Source organism: Blastococcus sp. SYSU D00820, assembly GCF_054050695.1.
Window position 1 is genome coordinate 140,635 of sequence record NZ_JBJGZW010000008.1, and the last position, 15,087, is coordinate 155,721.

The 15,087-nt window shown below is 74.1% G+C and carries 12 protein-coding genes; 3 read left to right on the forward strand and 9 right to left on the reverse strand.

The window, feature by feature from the left end; all coding sequences use genetic code 11:
- The first annotated feature begins 4 nt into the window (after positions 1–4).
- Positions 5–1,264 (forward strand): cytochrome P450, encoded by a 1,260-nt coding sequence (locus tag ACI79R_RS11280; protein ID WP_456573710.1) that lies wholly within the window; start codon positions 5–7, stop codon positions 1,262–1,264.
- A gap of 157 nt (positions 1,265–1,421) precedes the next feature.
- On the forward strand, positions 1,422–2,396 hold the full coding sequence (locus ACI79R_RS11285) for a helix-turn-helix domain-containing protein (protein ID WP_456573711.1): 975 nt from the start codon (positions 1,422–1,424) through the stop codon (positions 2,394–2,396).
- A 7-nt stretch (positions 2,397–2,403) separates the two neighbouring features.
- Here ACI79R_RS11285 and ACI79R_RS11290 read toward each other — a convergent pair whose 3' ends face one another.
- The 9 genes from ACI79R_RS11290 to ACI79R_RS11330 form a co-directional block, all read right to left on the reverse strand.
- A complete protein-coding gene (locus ACI79R_RS11290) occupies positions 2,404–3,816 on the reverse strand; it encodes an amidase (protein WP_456573712.1) in 1,413 nt (470 codons plus the stop codon).
- 57 nt (positions 3,817–3,873) lie between these two features.
- Complete coding sequence (locus ACI79R_RS11295) at positions 3,874–4,563, reverse strand: ABC transporter ATP-binding protein (protein ID WP_456573713.1); 690 nt, start codon at positions 4,561–4,563, stop codon at positions 3,874–3,876.
- Positions 4,560–6,293 carry a branched-chain amino acid ABC transporter ATP-binding protein/permease gene (locus ACI79R_RS11300; protein ID WP_456573714.1) on the reverse strand — a complete coding sequence of 578 codons (1,734 nt, stop codon included), beginning with the start codon at positions 6,291–6,293 and terminating at the stop codon, positions 4,560–4,562. The genes ACI79R_RS11295 and ACI79R_RS11300 overlap by 4 nt, the downstream gene beginning before the upstream one ends.
- Positions 6,290–7,492: an ABC transporter substrate-binding protein gene (locus ACI79R_RS11305; RefSeq protein ID WP_456573715.1), complete on the reverse strand. Its 1,203-nt coding sequence runs from the start codon at positions 7,490–7,492 to the stop codon at positions 6,290–6,292. Before ACI79R_RS11305 ends, ACI79R_RS11300 begins: the two co-directional genes overlap by 4 nt.
- The gene (locus ACI79R_RS11310) at positions 7,489–8,379 is read right to left on the reverse strand and encodes a branched-chain amino acid ABC transporter permease (protein WP_456573716.1); all 891 of its coding nucleotides are present in this window, start codon (positions 8,377–8,379) and stop codon (positions 7,489–7,491) included. Before ACI79R_RS11310 ends, ACI79R_RS11305 begins: the two co-directional genes overlap by 4 nt.
- 207 nt (positions 8,380–8,586) lie before the next feature.
- Complete coding sequence (locus ACI79R_RS11315; RefSeq protein WP_456573717.1) at positions 8,587–9,315, reverse strand: type 1 glutamine amidotransferase; 729 nt, start codon at positions 9,313–9,315, stop codon at positions 8,587–8,589.
- On the reverse strand, positions 9,315–10,832 hold the full coding sequence (locus ACI79R_RS11320; protein ID WP_456573718.1) for an APC family permease: 1,518 nt from the start codon (positions 10,830–10,832) through the stop codon (positions 9,315–9,317). The genes ACI79R_RS11315 and ACI79R_RS11320 overlap by 1 nt, the downstream gene beginning before the upstream one ends.
- A 179-nt stretch (positions 10,833–11,011) precedes the next feature.
- Complete coding sequence (locus ACI79R_RS11325) at positions 11,012–12,595, reverse strand: amidohydrolase (protein WP_456573719.1); 1,584 nt, start codon at positions 12,593–12,595, stop codon at positions 11,012–11,014.
- Positions 12,596–12,739: 144 nt separating this feature from the next.
- Entirely contained in the window at positions 12,740–13,375 is a 636-nt protein-coding gene (locus tag ACI79R_RS11330) for a TetR/AcrR family transcriptional regulator (protein WP_456573720.1), read from the reverse strand.
- 231 nt (positions 13,376–13,606) lie between these two features.
- Here ACI79R_RS11330 and ACI79R_RS11335 point away from each other — a divergent pair, with 231 nt between their 5' ends.
- The gene (locus ACI79R_RS11335) at positions 13,607–15,070 is read left to right on the forward strand and encodes an APC family permease (RefSeq protein WP_456573721.1); all 1,464 of its coding nucleotides are present in this window, start codon (positions 13,607–13,609) and stop codon (positions 15,068–15,070) included.
- The last annotated feature ends 17 nt before the right edge of the window (positions 15,071–15,087 follow it).

Genomic DNA, 15,087 nt, shown 5'->3' on the forward strand with positions numbered 1-15,087 from the left:
AGGCATGACCGCACAGCACGTCGACCACCTCGCCGCCCCGCTGGCCGACCCCGACACCTTCGTCGACGGCCCGCCGTACGAGCTGTTCGCCCGCCTCCGGGACGAGGACCCGGTGGCGTGGACCCCGGAGCCGGCTCCGCACAGCGGTTTCTGGTCGATCACCCGCCACGCCGACATCGTCGCCGTGAGCCGCGACTGGGAGACCTTCACCTCCAGCCGCGGGGTGGCGCTCGAGGAGCTCGACGACGAGCAGCTCGCGCACCGCACCTCGATGATCGACACCGACCCGCCCCGGCAGACCCAGCTCCGCCGCGCCGTCGCGTCGTCGTTCACCCCCCGGGTGGTCAACGGCTTCGAGACGTTCCTCCGGGGCGTCGTCGGCCGGGCCCTGGACGCCGCGCTGCCGAAGGGCACGTTCGAGTTCGTCGAGAACGTGTCCAGCGAGGTGCCGGTGCGGGTGCTCTGCCGGCTGCTCGACGTGCCGGACACCGACCACCACAAGCTGACCACCTGGGGCGACCGGCTGGTCGGCCACACCGACCCCGAGCTCGCCGACGTGCTGCTGCACAGCGAGGAGAGCGAGCAGTACCGGCTGCTGCCCTTCCGCTCCCCCGCCGCGCTGGAGGTCTTCGAGTACGGCCGGGAGCTCGCCGCGCAGCGGCGCCGCCAGCCCGGTGACGACCTGATGACCAAGCTGGTGACCGCCGAGGTCGACGGCGGCCCGATGACCACCCAGGACCTCGACAACTTCTTCCTGCTGCTGGCGCTGGCCGGCCAGGAGACCACCCGGCAGGCGATCAGCCTGGCGATGTGGACCCTCATCGACAACCCCGGGGCCCTGGCCCTGCTGCAGGAGCGGCCCGAGCTGCTCGACGGCCCGGCGCTGGACGAGCTGCTGCGCTGGGGCCCGCCGGTCTACCACATGCGCCGCACCGCCACCCGCGACGTCGAGGTGGCCGGGGTGCAGATGAAGGCCGGCGACAAGCTGGCGATGTGGTTCCCGAGCGGCAACCGCGACGAGCGGGTGATCCCGCACGCGGACGTCCTGGACCTCACGCGGAAGAACGTCGACCTGCTGACCTTCGGCAAGGGCGGCCCGCACTACTGCCTGGGCTCGTTCCTGGCCAAGCTGGAGCTGCGGGTCACCCTGCAGGAGCTGGTGGCGCGGATCGACACCGCGGCGCTGGCCGGCCGCCCCGAGCGGCTGCGCAGCAACTTCGTCAACGGCGTGAAGCGGCTGCCGGTCACCGTCACCACCCGCTGACCGCGCCGCGTCGAGGGCCCCTCCCCCCGCGGGGAGGGGCCCTCCGCGTCGTCGCGCCGTCCCGTCGGCGTGACCTGGCCGTGACGGCGGCCACCTACCCTCGGCAGCGACGCAGGCCGGCCCGCGCGGCGCGGGCCCACCCCTCCCGGAGGCATGCATGCAGCTGGTCGCCGGACCACGCGGCACCGTCGTCCAGGCCTACCTCGACCCGGCCGGTCCGCGGACGCCGAGCCCGCACGACGCCGTCCTGGTGCGCTCGGCCGAGCCGGAGATGCACGTGAGCGCGTCGCCCTGGCAGGTCGGCCGGATCTCCGCCTGCGCCTTCCGGGACACCGCCGACGTCGTGGTGACACCGCTGCCGATGGCCCGCCGCTTCCCCGGCTTCTACCTCGGCGTCCTCCTCGACGGCCGGGGCACGCTGACCCAGGCGGGGGCCGACGGCGTCGAGCACACCATCACCCTGGGCGCCGACCGGGTCGGCATCTACTCGCGCTCGCGGCCGTTCCGGCTGCAGATCCGCGGGCCGTACCACTACCTCGTCGTCGAGGTGACCCCGGAGCTGCTCGGCGTGCGGACGGAGACGCTCACCGCCGCGACCGCCAGCGACGAGCTGGCCGGGGCGCCGTCGGCGGCCCTGCTCACCGGGCTGCTGGGCCAGCTGGTCGACCTCGCGCCGCGGATGTCGGCGCCCATGCGGCTGTCCGCCGCCGACGCGGTGACCTCGCTGCTCACCGGGCACGTGCGGTCGGCTGTGCCCCCGGCCGGTGCCCCGGACCCGCTCGAGCCGATCCTGCAGTGGATCGAGGAGCGGCTCGGCGACCCGGACCTCGCACCCGACGCGATCGCCGCGGCGCACCACGTCTCCACGCGGTACCTGCACAAGCTGTTCAGCCAGCAGGCGCTCACCGTCGCCGGCTACGTGCGCGCGCGCCGCCTGGAGCTGGTCCGGCGCGACCTCGGCGACCCCGCACTCCGCGACCTGTCGGTGTCCACCGTGGGCCGGCGCTGGGGCATCGCCGACCCCAGCCAGCTGAGCAAGGCCTTCCGCAGCCGGTACGGCAGCAGCCCGCGGGAGTTCCGGGAGCGGGTCGCCGTCGGGATGCTCTCCGACGGCGACCCGCTCCCCCGCTGAGCGGCGGTCAGGCGAAGCGGGGCGGCCGCCGGTCGGCCCACGGCATCGCCTGCTCCAGGGCGGCGGCCAGCCGGACCAGCACGTCCTCCCGCCACGGCCCGGCCACCAGCTGCACGCCGATCGGCATGCCGTCGGTGGCCACGTGCAGCGGCAGCGAGATCGCCGGCAGCCCGGCCAGGTTCACCCAGCTGGTGAACGAGACCATCCGCAGCTCGGTGAAGCGCGGGCCCTCGGGGTCGGCGTTGGCCTCGTCGACCAGCTGCCCCGCCGGCACCGGGACGGTCGCCATCGTCGGGCTCAGGACGACGTCGAAGTCGCGGCCGAACTGGGCGACCACCTGCCGGCTCTCCCGCTGCAGCCGGTGCGCCGCGGCCACGTAGTCCGCGGCCGACGCCCGCCGGGCCCGCTCCATGCGGTACTGCAGGTAGGGCTCGGCCAGCTCGGGGCGCTCGTAGGGCAGCGCGGTGACCGAGGCGTCCATGATGTGGGTCATGTAGCCGACGACGGCCTCCTGGCTGTAGCCGGCGAGGGTGGCCGGCTCGACCGTGTGGCCCAGCTCCTCGAGCACCTTCGCCGCCCGGAGGGTGCCCTCGACGCAGTCGGCGTCGACCGGGACGCCGGTCGGCGCCTCGGTCACCAGGCCGATCCGCAGCCGGCCGGCGGGGGCGCCGAGCTCCTCGACCAGCGGCCGGGCCAGCGGCGGCGCGTTGTAGAGGGCCAGCGGGTCGGGGTGGCTGATCGCGTCGAGGACGGCGGCGGCGTCGCGCACGGTGCGGGTCTCCGCGCCGTCGGTGGCGGCGTGCTCCCAGCCCGACACCGACGCCGGCACCCGGCCGCGGCTGGGCTTGAGCCCGACCACCCCGCAGCTGGACGCCGGCATCCGGATCGACCCGCCGCCGTCGGAGGCGTGCGCGACCGGCGCCAGGCCGGCCGCGACCGCCGCGCCCGCGCCGCCGCTGGAGCCGCCCGGTGACCGGGTGGGGTCCCAGGGGTTGCGGGAGATGCCGAACCGGCGGCTCTCGGTCACCGACATCGTCCCGGCCTCGGGGGCGGCGGTGCGGCCCATGAGCACGAACCCGGCCGCCAGCAGCTGGTCGACGACCGGCTCGCTCTCCTCCGCCGGCGTCTCCGGCGTCCCGAGCGAGCCGAACCAGCACGGCTGGCCCTTGGCGGGGGTGAGGTCCTTGATCGGTACCGGGACGCCGTGGAACGGGCCGACCTCGGCGCCGCCGGCCAGGGCCGCGTCCGCCGCGCGCGCGGCGGCCAGCGTGGCCTCGGGGTCCACCCAGACGACGGCGTTGATCTCGGGGTTCAGGCGCTCGATGCGGTCGAGGTAGCCGGAGACGACCTCCTCCGAGGTGGTCTCGCGGCGGCGGATGAGATCGGCGATCTCGGTGGCGGGCAGGAACGGGTCGAACACGCAGACCTCCGGGGAGTGCGGGGAGCCGGGAGGTGGCTCGGGACGGGGTAGGGGTCCTCAGCGGAGGACGAGCAGGTCGGACACCCGGGCGGCGGTCTCCTCGGTGACCACCTCGTCGAGCACCAGCCGGCCGGCCTCCATGACGAGCACGCGGGAGCACCACTGCGTGAGCACCGACGGCGACTGGTCGACCAGCAGGAGTCCGACGCCGGCCGCCGCGAGCTGCGTGGCCACCTCGAGCACCTGGGTGACGATCGAGGGCTGCAGGCCCTGGGTGAGCTCGTCGACGGCGATCAGCCGGGAGCCGGCGAGCACGGCGCGGGCGAAGCCGACCAGCTGCTGCTGCCCGCCGGACAGGGTGCCGGCGGGCTGCCGCGCGCGCTCGGTGAGCAGCGGGAACACGTCGCGCGGATCGACGGCGGGCCGGTATCCGCGGCGCCGGGCGAGCTCGAGGTTCTCCGCCACGCTCAGCGTGGGGAAGACCCCGCGGTCCTCGGGCAGAAAGCTGGCGCCGAGCCGCGCGGGGAGGTCGGGCCGGCGCGGCGGCACGGGGGTGTCGGCGATGACGACCTCCCCGCCGAAGCGGGTGGCCAGGCCGAACGCCGTCCGCAGGGTCGTGGACTTGCCCATGCCGTTGCGCCCGGCCAGCCCCACCATCTCGCCCGGCCGCACCTCCAGGTCGACGTCCCGGACGAAGGGCACGGCACCCTGGCCGCCGGTCAGTCCGGTGAGACGGAACAGCGTCACGACGCCCCCAGGTACGCGGTGCGCACGCTGTCGTGCGCGACGATCTCGTCCATCGACCCGTCGGCGATCACCGCGCCGCGCGAGAGGACGACGACGCGGTCGGCCAGCTGGCGGACCAGCTCCATGTCGTGCTCCACGACGACGATGCCGCAGCGCTCGGAGGCGGCCACCGCGCGGATCCGCGCGGCCAGCGCGCCGGTCTCGTCGTGCGAGAGGCCGGCGGCCGGCTCGTCGAGCAGCAGCAGCTCCGGCGACCCGGTGAGCACCATGTCCAGCTCCAGGTGGCGCCGGTCGGCCATCGACAGCTCGCCGGCCACCCGGCGCTCGTCGGCGGGGTCGACGTCGACGTCCCCGGCCGGGACGCCGGCCATGACGGCCGCGGCCCGCCGGTTGTCGGCCACCGACAGCTGGTCGAAGACGCGGGGCACCTGGAACATGCGCGCCATGCCGTGGCGCACCCGGCGGTAGGTGGGCTGCCCGGTCACGTCGACGCCCTCGAACACGACCGAGCCGCGGGCCACCTCGACGGTGCCGGCGATCGCGCCGAGCAGGGTCGACTTGCCGGCGCCGTTCGGGCCGATGAGGCAGACGACCTCGCCGCGGTCCACGGTCAGCGACGCGCCCTGGAGCACCGGGGTGCCGCCGAAGGAGACCTCGACGTCGCGCACCTCCAGCACCCGGTCACCCGCGCCCGACGGTGCCGCCGGCCGCTGCAGCGGCCGGATCCGGCGGGGCAGCGCCGGCACGTCCCGCCCGCGGCCCAGCAGCTTCCGCACCAGGCCGGCCAGCCCGTCCGGCGCCACCTGGACGACCAGGATGAACAGCGCCGCGGTGCCCAGGACGTACCAGCTCTGCAGGGTTCCGCCGAGGGTCTGGGTGCCGATGGTGAGCAGCCCCGCGCCGAGGAACGGGCCGGCGATCGAGCCCTTGCCGCCCACGGCCAGCCACACCAGCACGCTGGCCGACAGGGCCAGGCCCAGCGAGGCCGGGGTGACGATGCCCGACACGGGGGCGAACAGCGCCCCGGCGAGCGCGGAGACCCCGCCGGCCGCCACGAACGCCACCCACCGGGTGGCCCGCAGGTCGACCCCGAGGTGCTCGGCGCGCAACGGGTTGGCCAGCGAGGTCAGCTGGAACAGCCCCCGGCGGCCCTTGACGAGCAGGCCGGCGGTCAGCGCGACGGCGACCACGCAGCCGGCCAGGACGACGTAGTAGCCCTCGACCAGGCCGAACACCGGCGCCAGGCCGCCGTTCGCGCCGCCGGTGAGGTCCCGCAGCGAGGTCGCCGTCCGCTGCAGCAGCTGGCTGGCACCCAGGGTGAGCAGGATCAGCAGCGGCACGCTCGTCGTCTCGGGCACCGACAGCGCCACCGCGCCGATCAGCGCCGCCAGCAGCGCCCCGGCCGCGACGCCCAGCAGGCCGGCCACGGGGAGGGAGAGCCCGGCGTCGGTGCCGATGACCACGGCGTAGGCGCCGGTGCCGAAGAAGGCCGCCTGGCCGACGCTGATCAGCCCGACCCGGCCCCAGGCGAGGTCGAGACCGTAGGTGAACAGCCCGTAGACCAGCCCGAGGGTGAGGATGCCGAGCGCGAACGGCGCCAGCCCGAAGGGGGCCAGGGCCAGCGCCCCGACGGCGACGGCGGCGAGCGGGGCGGCCCACCGCCGGGCGACCGGCCCGCGGGGGCGCGTCGCCCGCTCGCGGGCCGGTGCGGCGACGGTGGTGGCCGTCACTGGCAGCTGACCGTGGTGTCGTCGACGACGCCGTGGTCCTCGGCGACCGCGTAGCCGTCGTCGGTGACCGTCGCGGTCAGCATGTCCGCCTGGAACAGGTGGCCGCCGCCCTCGGTCTCGACGAACCGGGTGCCCTCGCCCAGCGGGGAGTCGAAGGAGAACTCGCCGAGCGCCGCGTTGATCTCCTCGCGGGTGCCGGCCTCGCTGTCGTTGATCGCCCCGGCGATGAAGAGCATCGCGTAGTAGGCGTTGGCGGCGACCTCGGACACCGGCAGCGACAGGCCGGTCTCCTCGAGGTAGGCGTCGACGAAGGCCTGGCTGTCCTCGTCGTCGAGGCCGTCGGCCCACCGGACGACGTGCTCGCGGCCGGTGGTCACCGCCGCCACGGCGCCGTGGTAGTCGCTGTCCAGGGGCGCGCCCTCGTAGCCGATCTCCGGGGTCAGCAGCCCGAACTGCGCGCCCTGGAGGGTGAAGGTGACCGCGTCGCTGCCGACCACCATGGCGAGGATCGCGTCGGGCTGCGCGGCCGAGAGCCGGCCGATGGTCGACTCGAAGTCGGTGGTGCCGAGCGGGCTGTACTCCTCGGCGACCATCTCACCGCCCTGCTCCTCGATGAGCTCCCTGGCGGCCTCGGCGTAGTCGCGCGGGAAGTTGTAGTCCGAGCCGACGAAGGCGATCCGCGGGCCGTAGTCCTCGATGAGGTTGGTGACCTGGATGTTGAGCAGCTGGCGGCTGGACTCGCCGAACGGCCAGGCGTAGGCCGAGCAGACCGGCGGGTCGCCGAGGATCGCGGTGGCGAACGGCATGCCCGCCTCGTCGGCGATCGGCTGGACCGCGGCGGCGGTGTCGCCGGTGATGGTGCCGAACAGCATGTCGAACGAGTTGTCCTGGCTGTAGCGGCGGGCGATCTGCGAGGTGGTGGCGGGGTCGCCGGCGTCGTCCTGGATCTCGTAGGTGACGTCCTGGCCGTTGACGCCGCCCTCGGCGTTGATCCGCTCGACCGCGAGCTCGAACCCGGCCTGCATGGCCAGGCCGGTGGCCGAGGCCAGGCCGGTCGCCGGCACGATGAAGCCGATCTTCAGGTCGTTCCCCTCGGCCTCCTCGGCGCTCCCGACGCTCGACCCGCAGGCGGCGAGGACGAGGGAGAGCGGCAGCAGCGCGGCGGGGAGGGCGCGGCGCAGCGGCATCCTGCCGCTCACGCGGAGACGCTGCGCGCGGGGCGTGCCGGACGAGCGGACCATGACAGGAGCCTCCTGGTGTGGGGGTTGGCGCGGACGACGACGGCCACGAGGACGACGACGTAGAACAGCGAGTCGGCGACGGTGTCGGGGAAGAACCGGCGCAGGACCACCTGCAGGGCGACGACCAGTGCCACGGCGAGCACGGCGCCGCGGAAGGACGCCGGCCGGGCGAGCAGCACCGCGACGAAGCCCGGGATCAGCAGCGAGAAGCCCATGGCCGGGGTGACGCCCAGCAGGGGGCTGTAGAGGGCACCGGCCAGCACGGCGAGCAGCCCGGCGACGGCGAACACCAGCGCGCGGGTGCGGGCCGGCCGGGTGCCCAGCAGCGCAGCCATCTCGGGGTTGTCGGCGACCGCGCGCAGCCGCAGGCCGGCGCGGGTGCGGTAGGCGACGACGAGGACGGCGACGACCACGGCGAGGCTGACCGCCGCGATGACCAGCCGGTAGGTCGGGTAGACCGAGCCGAGGACGGTGGTCGACCCGGCGATCGGCTCGGTCACCGAGCGCGGCGTGGCGGTGTAGACGACCTCGAACACCTGCCGGATGGCCAGCCCGATCCCCCAGGTGACCAGCATCCCGGCCAGCCCGTCGCGGATCCGGCCCAGCAGCCCGCGCTCGAGCAGGTAGAGCGCCGGCCCGAGGACGAGCAGGGTGACCGCGATCCGCAGCCCGAAGGGCATGCCCGCGGTGACGACCATGGCGTAGGCGCCGACCGCGGCGAGGTCGCCGACGGCGAGGTTGACGATCCGGCTGACGCCGAAGACGAGGGCCAGCGACAGCGCCAGCAGGGCGTAGAGACCGAGCTGGGTGACGCCGGAGAGGACCAGCTCCACCAGGGTGCTCATGGGCGCGCGTTCCTCCGGTTCCGGCCCGGGCCGCAGGGGGCCCGTGTGTGGTGGCTCACTCCACCAGCCGGGCAGGCGGCGTTCTGGTCGTCGCGCGCACGGCACTCGTCGCTGCGCGCACAGTGCGCCGTCGTCGCCGGCCCGGGCTCCGGACGCGCGAGAGGCCCCCTCCCGGGATCGGGAAGGGGCCTCTCGCGCGGTGCGGGGTCAGCCGCGCGCGGGGACCTCCGCGGGCGTGCTGGCCACCCGGTCGAGGAACCGGTGGACCAGCCGGCGGCTGCGCTCGGCGGCGGCGGGGCCCTGCCGGACCGTCTCGTCGTGGATGGCCGCGGCGTCCATGCCGCGGGCGGCCAGGTAGTCGGCGCCGCCGTTGTCCAGCCAGCCGGTCAGCTGCGTCGCGGTCAGCTCGGGGTGGAACTGCACCCCGAGGTTGCGGCGCAGCACGAAGGCCTGCGGTGCCCACTCGGTGCGGGCGATCTCCACCGCGCCCGGCGGGGCGATCCACCGGTCGGAGTGCCACTCGAACCAGGGGCCGGGCTCCACCAGCCCGGGGTCGTCGCTGTCGACGTGCACCCAGCCGACCTCCGGGGTCGCCGCCCGCATGACGACACCGCCGTGGGCCGCGGCCAGCGCCTGGCCCCCGAAGCAGACCCCCAGCACCGGCACGCCGAGCTCGTCGGCCCGGCGCAGCAGGGCCAGCTCGTCGGTGATCCAGGGGTCGATCGTGGCGGTGTCGTACACCGACCACGGGGCGCCCATCGGCACGATCGCGTCGAAGTCCGCCGGGTCGGGGAACTGCACGCCGATGCCCGGCACGGCGAAGTGCTCCGGCGGGACGACGAGGAACTCGACGACGTCGTAGCCGCGCTCGGTGAACGCCTCGCCGAGCGGCCCGGGCGGGCTGACGTGGTCCTGCTGGATGAAGAGGACCCGCATCAGGACACCAGGTCCCGGACGGCGTCGGCGTTCTCCCGGGTCCGCCGGGCGGCACCGATGAGCGTGCCCACCACGAACGCCACGAACGGCAGGACGACCAGCACCCACCCGGTGGTGCTCAGCGCGAACGCCTGGGTGGTCGGGTCCGCCCCCTCGGAGACGGTGCCGGCGAGCAGGCCGAACCGGGAGATCAGCAGGTACAGGCCCAGGACGATCCCGATGGTGGCCAGCGCGGGGGCGATCAGGGTGTGCCAGATCCGCTTGTCGGTGCCGGCGCGGCGGAAGTACACGATCACCGCCACCGACACCAGCGCCTCCACCAGGAGGATGGCCACGACCGCCAGGCCGCTGAACCAGTTGAACAGGTTGAGCACGGGGTCCAGGTCGGCGAGGGCGAAGACCAGGATGACGACCAGCGAGATCACCGAGGTCAGGACCGAGGCCACGTGCGGGGCGCCGGAGCGGTTGGTGCGGCCCAGCACGCCCGGCAGCACGCCGGCGCGCCCCATGGCGAAGAAGTAGCGGGCCGCGGAGTTCTGGAAGGCCAGCAGGCCGGCGAAGAGGCTGGAGAGCACCAGCCAGCTCATCAGCGTGCCCAGCCAGGTGCCGACGTACTGGTCGGCGACGCCGAAGAGGACGGCGGCCGGGTCGGCCAGCTCCGAGGAGAGCTCGAGGGTGCGCGGCACGGCCTCGTCCGCACCCAGGCCGCTGACCAGGCCGAAGGAGGTGATGGCGAACAGCACGGTGATGGTGCCGACGGCGAGGTAGGTGGCCCGCGGGACGGTGCGCTTGGGGTCCTTGGACTCCTCGCCGTAGATGGCGGTGGCCTCGAAGCCGATGAACGAGGCGAAGGCGAAGGCCAGCGCGATGCCGGCCGAGCCAGCGAAGCCGCCGGCGAAGATGTTGCCCGGCGAGAACGAGGCGCCGAAGTCCAGCTCGTCGGCCTGCGCGAGCGCCGCGATGGCCACGACGAGCAGCGAGCCGATCTCCAGCACCATGAGGACGCCGAGCACCTTGGCGCCGACGTCGACCGACAGCACCGAGAGCGCGAGCACCAGCGCCCACGCGATGAGGCTCCAGGCCCACCAGGCCAGGTCGATGCCGAGCCGGGCCTGCATCTGGCCGGCCATCACCGCGCCGAAGAAGCCGAAGACCGCCAGCTGCACCGCGAGGTAGGCGACCATCGAGACGAAGGCGCTGCCGACGCCGGGGGCCAGCCCCAGGCCGCGGCCCACGTAGGCGAAGAAGGCACCGGTGTTGGTGACCGCCGAGCTCATCGCCGCGTAGCCGACGCTGAACACGAGCAGCGTCAGGCCGACGGCGAGGTACGCGCCGGGGGCGGCGGCCCCGTTGCCCAGGACGATCGCGACGGGCACCGCACCGGTCATGCCGACCAGCGGGGCGGCGGCGGCGACGACGAAGAAGACGATGCCGATGGTGCCCAGCCGGCCCTTGCGCAGGCCGGTCTCACCTCCCCCGGCAGACGGCGTCGTCTCGACACTCGCGCTGTGGCTCACGGCACCGGCCTCCAGATTCGTACGGGCCCGAACGGGTCTGGCCACTGTGACCTCCGTCGCCGCAGCCGTCAATAGCCGGTGCCAGGTCGTGACGGCATCGGTGCGGTATCGGCGGGGTGCCGGCCGGGGTCAGGGCTGCGCGGCGGCCTCCTCGCCCTCGGACATCACCGCCTCGGACATCACGGGCTCGAAGACGGTGCGGCCTCGAAGACGGTGCGGCCCTCGAAGACGGTGCGCAGGACCCGCGTCCCACCCACCTGGTCGGCCGGGATCTCGAGGAGGTCGCGGTCGAGCACGATGAAGTCCGCGGACTTGCCGACCTCGATCGACCCCTGGCGGTCCCCGCGGCCGACCGCCTCGGCCCCGCCGAGGGTCATGATCCGCAGGGCCGTGGCGATGTCGACCGCGTCCTCGCCCCACTCGAGCATGCCCTGCAGGGCCGGGAACAGGTTCGGGTCGGGCGTGATGATCCAGTCCGAGCCGACGGTCATCGTCGCTCCACTGCGCAGCACGGTGGCGAACTTGAAGCCGTGCTGCAGGCCGAACTCGGGGATGTGCCAGATCGCCGGTGACATCTCCGCCACGACGTCCAGCCGGCCGAAGCGGGCGTAGTCGTCCTCGTGGATGAACGCCGTGTGCGCCAGTTCGTGCCGCGGCCCGTCGGACCCGTTGGCCTCGCGGACGGCCTCGAAGGCGTCGAGTGCGGCCCGGACGGCACCCTCCCCGGCGGTGTGGACCTTCACCTGGCACCCCTCGGCGTCGAAGCGCCGGAGCGTCTCGGCCAGCTCGTCGGCGGGCACCAGCAGCCGGCTCGGGTCGACGCTGCCGTCGGGCGCGATGTCGGCCTGGGTCATGTGCGGCGGGAGCGGGGCGCCGTCCAGCCAGATCTTGATGAACCGGGTGTCGACGTGCGCGCTCGCGGCAGAGGCTCGCTCGGCGATGGACCGGTCCAGCTGGGCGGTCGACGCCATGCCGAAGCCCTCCTCCCGCCAGACCAGGTGCGCGGCGACGTGCAGGTCGAGCTGCCCGGCCCGGTCCAGGGCACCGAAGGCCCGCAAGGCCTGCGGCGAGGCCGAGGCCTCCTGCACCGAGGTGATGCCGAACCGGTGGCAGGTGGCGGCCGCCCAGGCGACGGCGTCCCGGTACACCTCGTCCGGGTGGTCGGGGATCGCCCGCATCACCGGCCAGCGGGCCTGCTCGACCAGCTCGCCGGTCAGCTCACGGGTCCCCGGCCGACGGGGGTACCGCCCACCGGGCGGGTCCTCCGTCTCCGCGGTCAGCCCTGCCGCCTCCAGCGCCCGCGTGTTGGCCAGACCGTGGTGGATGGAGTAGTCGTAGAGGAAGACCGGGCGGTCGGGGAACACCTCGTCCAGGAAGGCCCGGTCCGGCCCGGCCTCGCCGAATCCCTGGGGGAAGTACTCGCCACCGACGAGCCAGGGCTCGCCACCGTCCTCGGCCGGGCCGGTGCAGCCGCAGGCCGCGAGTTCCGCCGCGATCTGCTCCGGGGTGGCGAAGGGGGTCAGCCGGGCCTCGAAGCGGAACTTCAGCCCGCTGGCCAGCAGGTGGATGTGCGCGTCGTGGATGCCGGGCATGACCATCCGGCCACCCAGGTCGACGACGTCGGTCCCGGGCGGCGCCGCGGCACGGACCTCACCGTCCGACCCGACCGCCGTGAAAACGCCGTCCTCCACGAGGGCGGCCTCGGCCCAGGGGCGGGTGGGGTCGACGGTGTAGACGCGGCCGTTCACGTATGCGGTGGCCATGGCGCGTGCTCCCTCGAGATCGGTGGCGCGAGGACTCGGCGGTCCGCGATCTCGGGAGGCCGGGGAGGCACGTGATCGGTGGCCGCACGACCCGGCGCCGCAGGCGCCGGGCCGGCGTCAATCTGCCGCGTCCACCGAAACTGGTCAAGTGCCCAGTTTCGCCGGCGCCCCTTCCCGAGCCCCGCTCCACGAGTCCCCGAGACCGCGCAGCAACTGCCGGAGGGAGTCGAGTGCCGCTCGCGTGGCCTCCGGTCGGCCGAGGCACACCTGCTGGAACACCAAGCCGTCGACGGCCGCGAACACCAGGTGGACCAACGGCTCGGCGGGCTCGATGCCGGCGGCCGCCAGCTCGTCCCCCAGGGCCGCCCAGTACGTCGCGTACACCCGCTCGACGTGCGGCCTGAGCTCCGCGCGGCGGCGCGCCTCCAGGATGAGCTCGTACTGGAACGCCTGGTCGTCGGGTTGCGCGTCCACGAGCCCGGCGAGTCCGCCGAACAGCGCGGACAGGTCGCCGCTGCCGGGCGCCTCGCTGATCGACCCGACGCTGTTGGCCAGCGAGTACTCGAGCGCCGCCTCGAGCAGCGCGTCACGGGTGCCGAAGTGGTGCGCGACGAGCCCGTGGGCCACGCCGGCCTCGGCTGCGACCGCACGGTAGGTCAGGTGGCGCAGCCCGCGGGTGGCCACCACGTGCACCGCGGCCGCCAGCAGGGCCCGCCGCCCCTCGCCGTATCCAGGGGCTCGTCGGGGACCTTCGTGCCCGGTCGTTCCAGGGGTGCTCACACCGCGAGTCTGCCGCCTCCGGTCGACCGGCCGGAGCGTCGGCCATGGCAACACGCTCGTCACGAGAGCCGCCGAGACGTGACGTCGGCGTCAACTCTTCTCCTGACCACTTGACCAGTTTGCCCGCATCGTGCATCTTCTGTGTCATCCCTCACATCTGTCCGGATGGACAGTTCTTCCTCTCCGGGAGTGACCATGTCCCACGCCGCCGGGCCGTCCGGACCCACTGCCGTGCACCGCGCGGAGGATCGTCATCAGCTCCGACGAGGGGCCGTCGGTGTCGTCGGCATCCTCTTCTTCGTCCTCTCGGCCCAGGCGCCCCTCACCGGCATCGGTGGGGCGTTGCCGCTGGCCGTCGCGCTCGGCAACGGCGCCGGAGCCCCTGCGGCCTACCTCGTGGTCGGGGTCGTCATCGCCGTCTTCGCCGTCGGCTTCATCGCGATGGGCCGGCACGTCACCGAGGAAGGCGCCTTCTACGCCTACGTCGGCCGCGGCCTCGGTCGCCGCCTGGGCACGGGCTCGGCGGTCGTGGCGATGTGGTCCTACAACACCATCCAGGCCTGCATGTACGGGCTGTACGGCGTGATCGTGTCCTTCCTCGCCGACACCCACCTGGGGTTCGCTCCCCCGTGGTGGGCATGCGCCCTCGTGACCATGGCGTTGGTCCAGGTGCTGGGCTCGCTCGACATCGACCTGGGCGCCAAGTTCCTCGGCGTGCTGGTCGCCGCGGAGATGGCGATCCTCCTCGCCTTCGCCCTCGTGACGCTCGTGACCGGTGGCGGCCCCGAAGGCCTCACGCCCGCTGCCAGCTTCTCCCCGTCCGCCCTGCTCGCCGGGGCACCCGGGATCGCCATCACGTTCGGCATCGCGTCCATGTTCGGTTTCGAGTCCACCGCCATCTACTCGGCGGAGGCCAAGGACCCGGCCCGTACCGTTCCGCGGGCGACCTACCTGGCCGTCGCGATCATCTCGCTGTTCTTCGCCTTCGTGGCGTGGATGGTCGTGAGCGCGTACGGAGCCGGCCAGGTCGTCGGCGCGGCCGGCGCCGCTCTCGAGTCCGGCGACTCCACGGTGCTGCTCTTCGACGCGATCGCGGACGCGCTGGGGCCCTGGGCCGCCGAGGTCGGCGGGGTGCTCCTGGCGACCTCACTGCTGGCCGGGATCCTGGCGTTCCACAACGCCTCCAACCGGTACGTCCACTCGCTCGGCGAGACCGGCGCGTTCCCGTCGGTGGTGGCCCGGACCAACCGCCAGGGCGCACCCTTCGTCGCCAGCGCGCTGCAGACCGCGCTGGCGCTGGCGCTCGTCATGCCGTTCGCCGTCCTCGGCCTCGACCCGGTCCTGACGCTCTTCTCCTGGGGGGGAGGCGTGGCCGTGCTCGGCCTGATGGTCCTGTACCTGCTGACGTCGGTCTCGGTGATCGTCTTCTTCCGGCGCACCCGGGTCGACACCCGGCCCTGGCAGACCCTCGTGGCGCCGGCGCTCGCCACGGTGCTGATCACGGCACTGACCGCGCTCGTGCTGTCGAACTTCACCCTGCTGATCGGTGGCTCCCTCGGCACCGCAGTGCCCCTCGCGCTGTCCGTACCCGCCGCGCTGCTGCTCGGGACGGCACTGTCCCCGAGCCGCTGGACCGCCGCCCCCGGCACCAGCTCCACGACCGATCGCGACCTCTCCCCCACGACCCCGGCCTGACCGACCGAACGACAGGA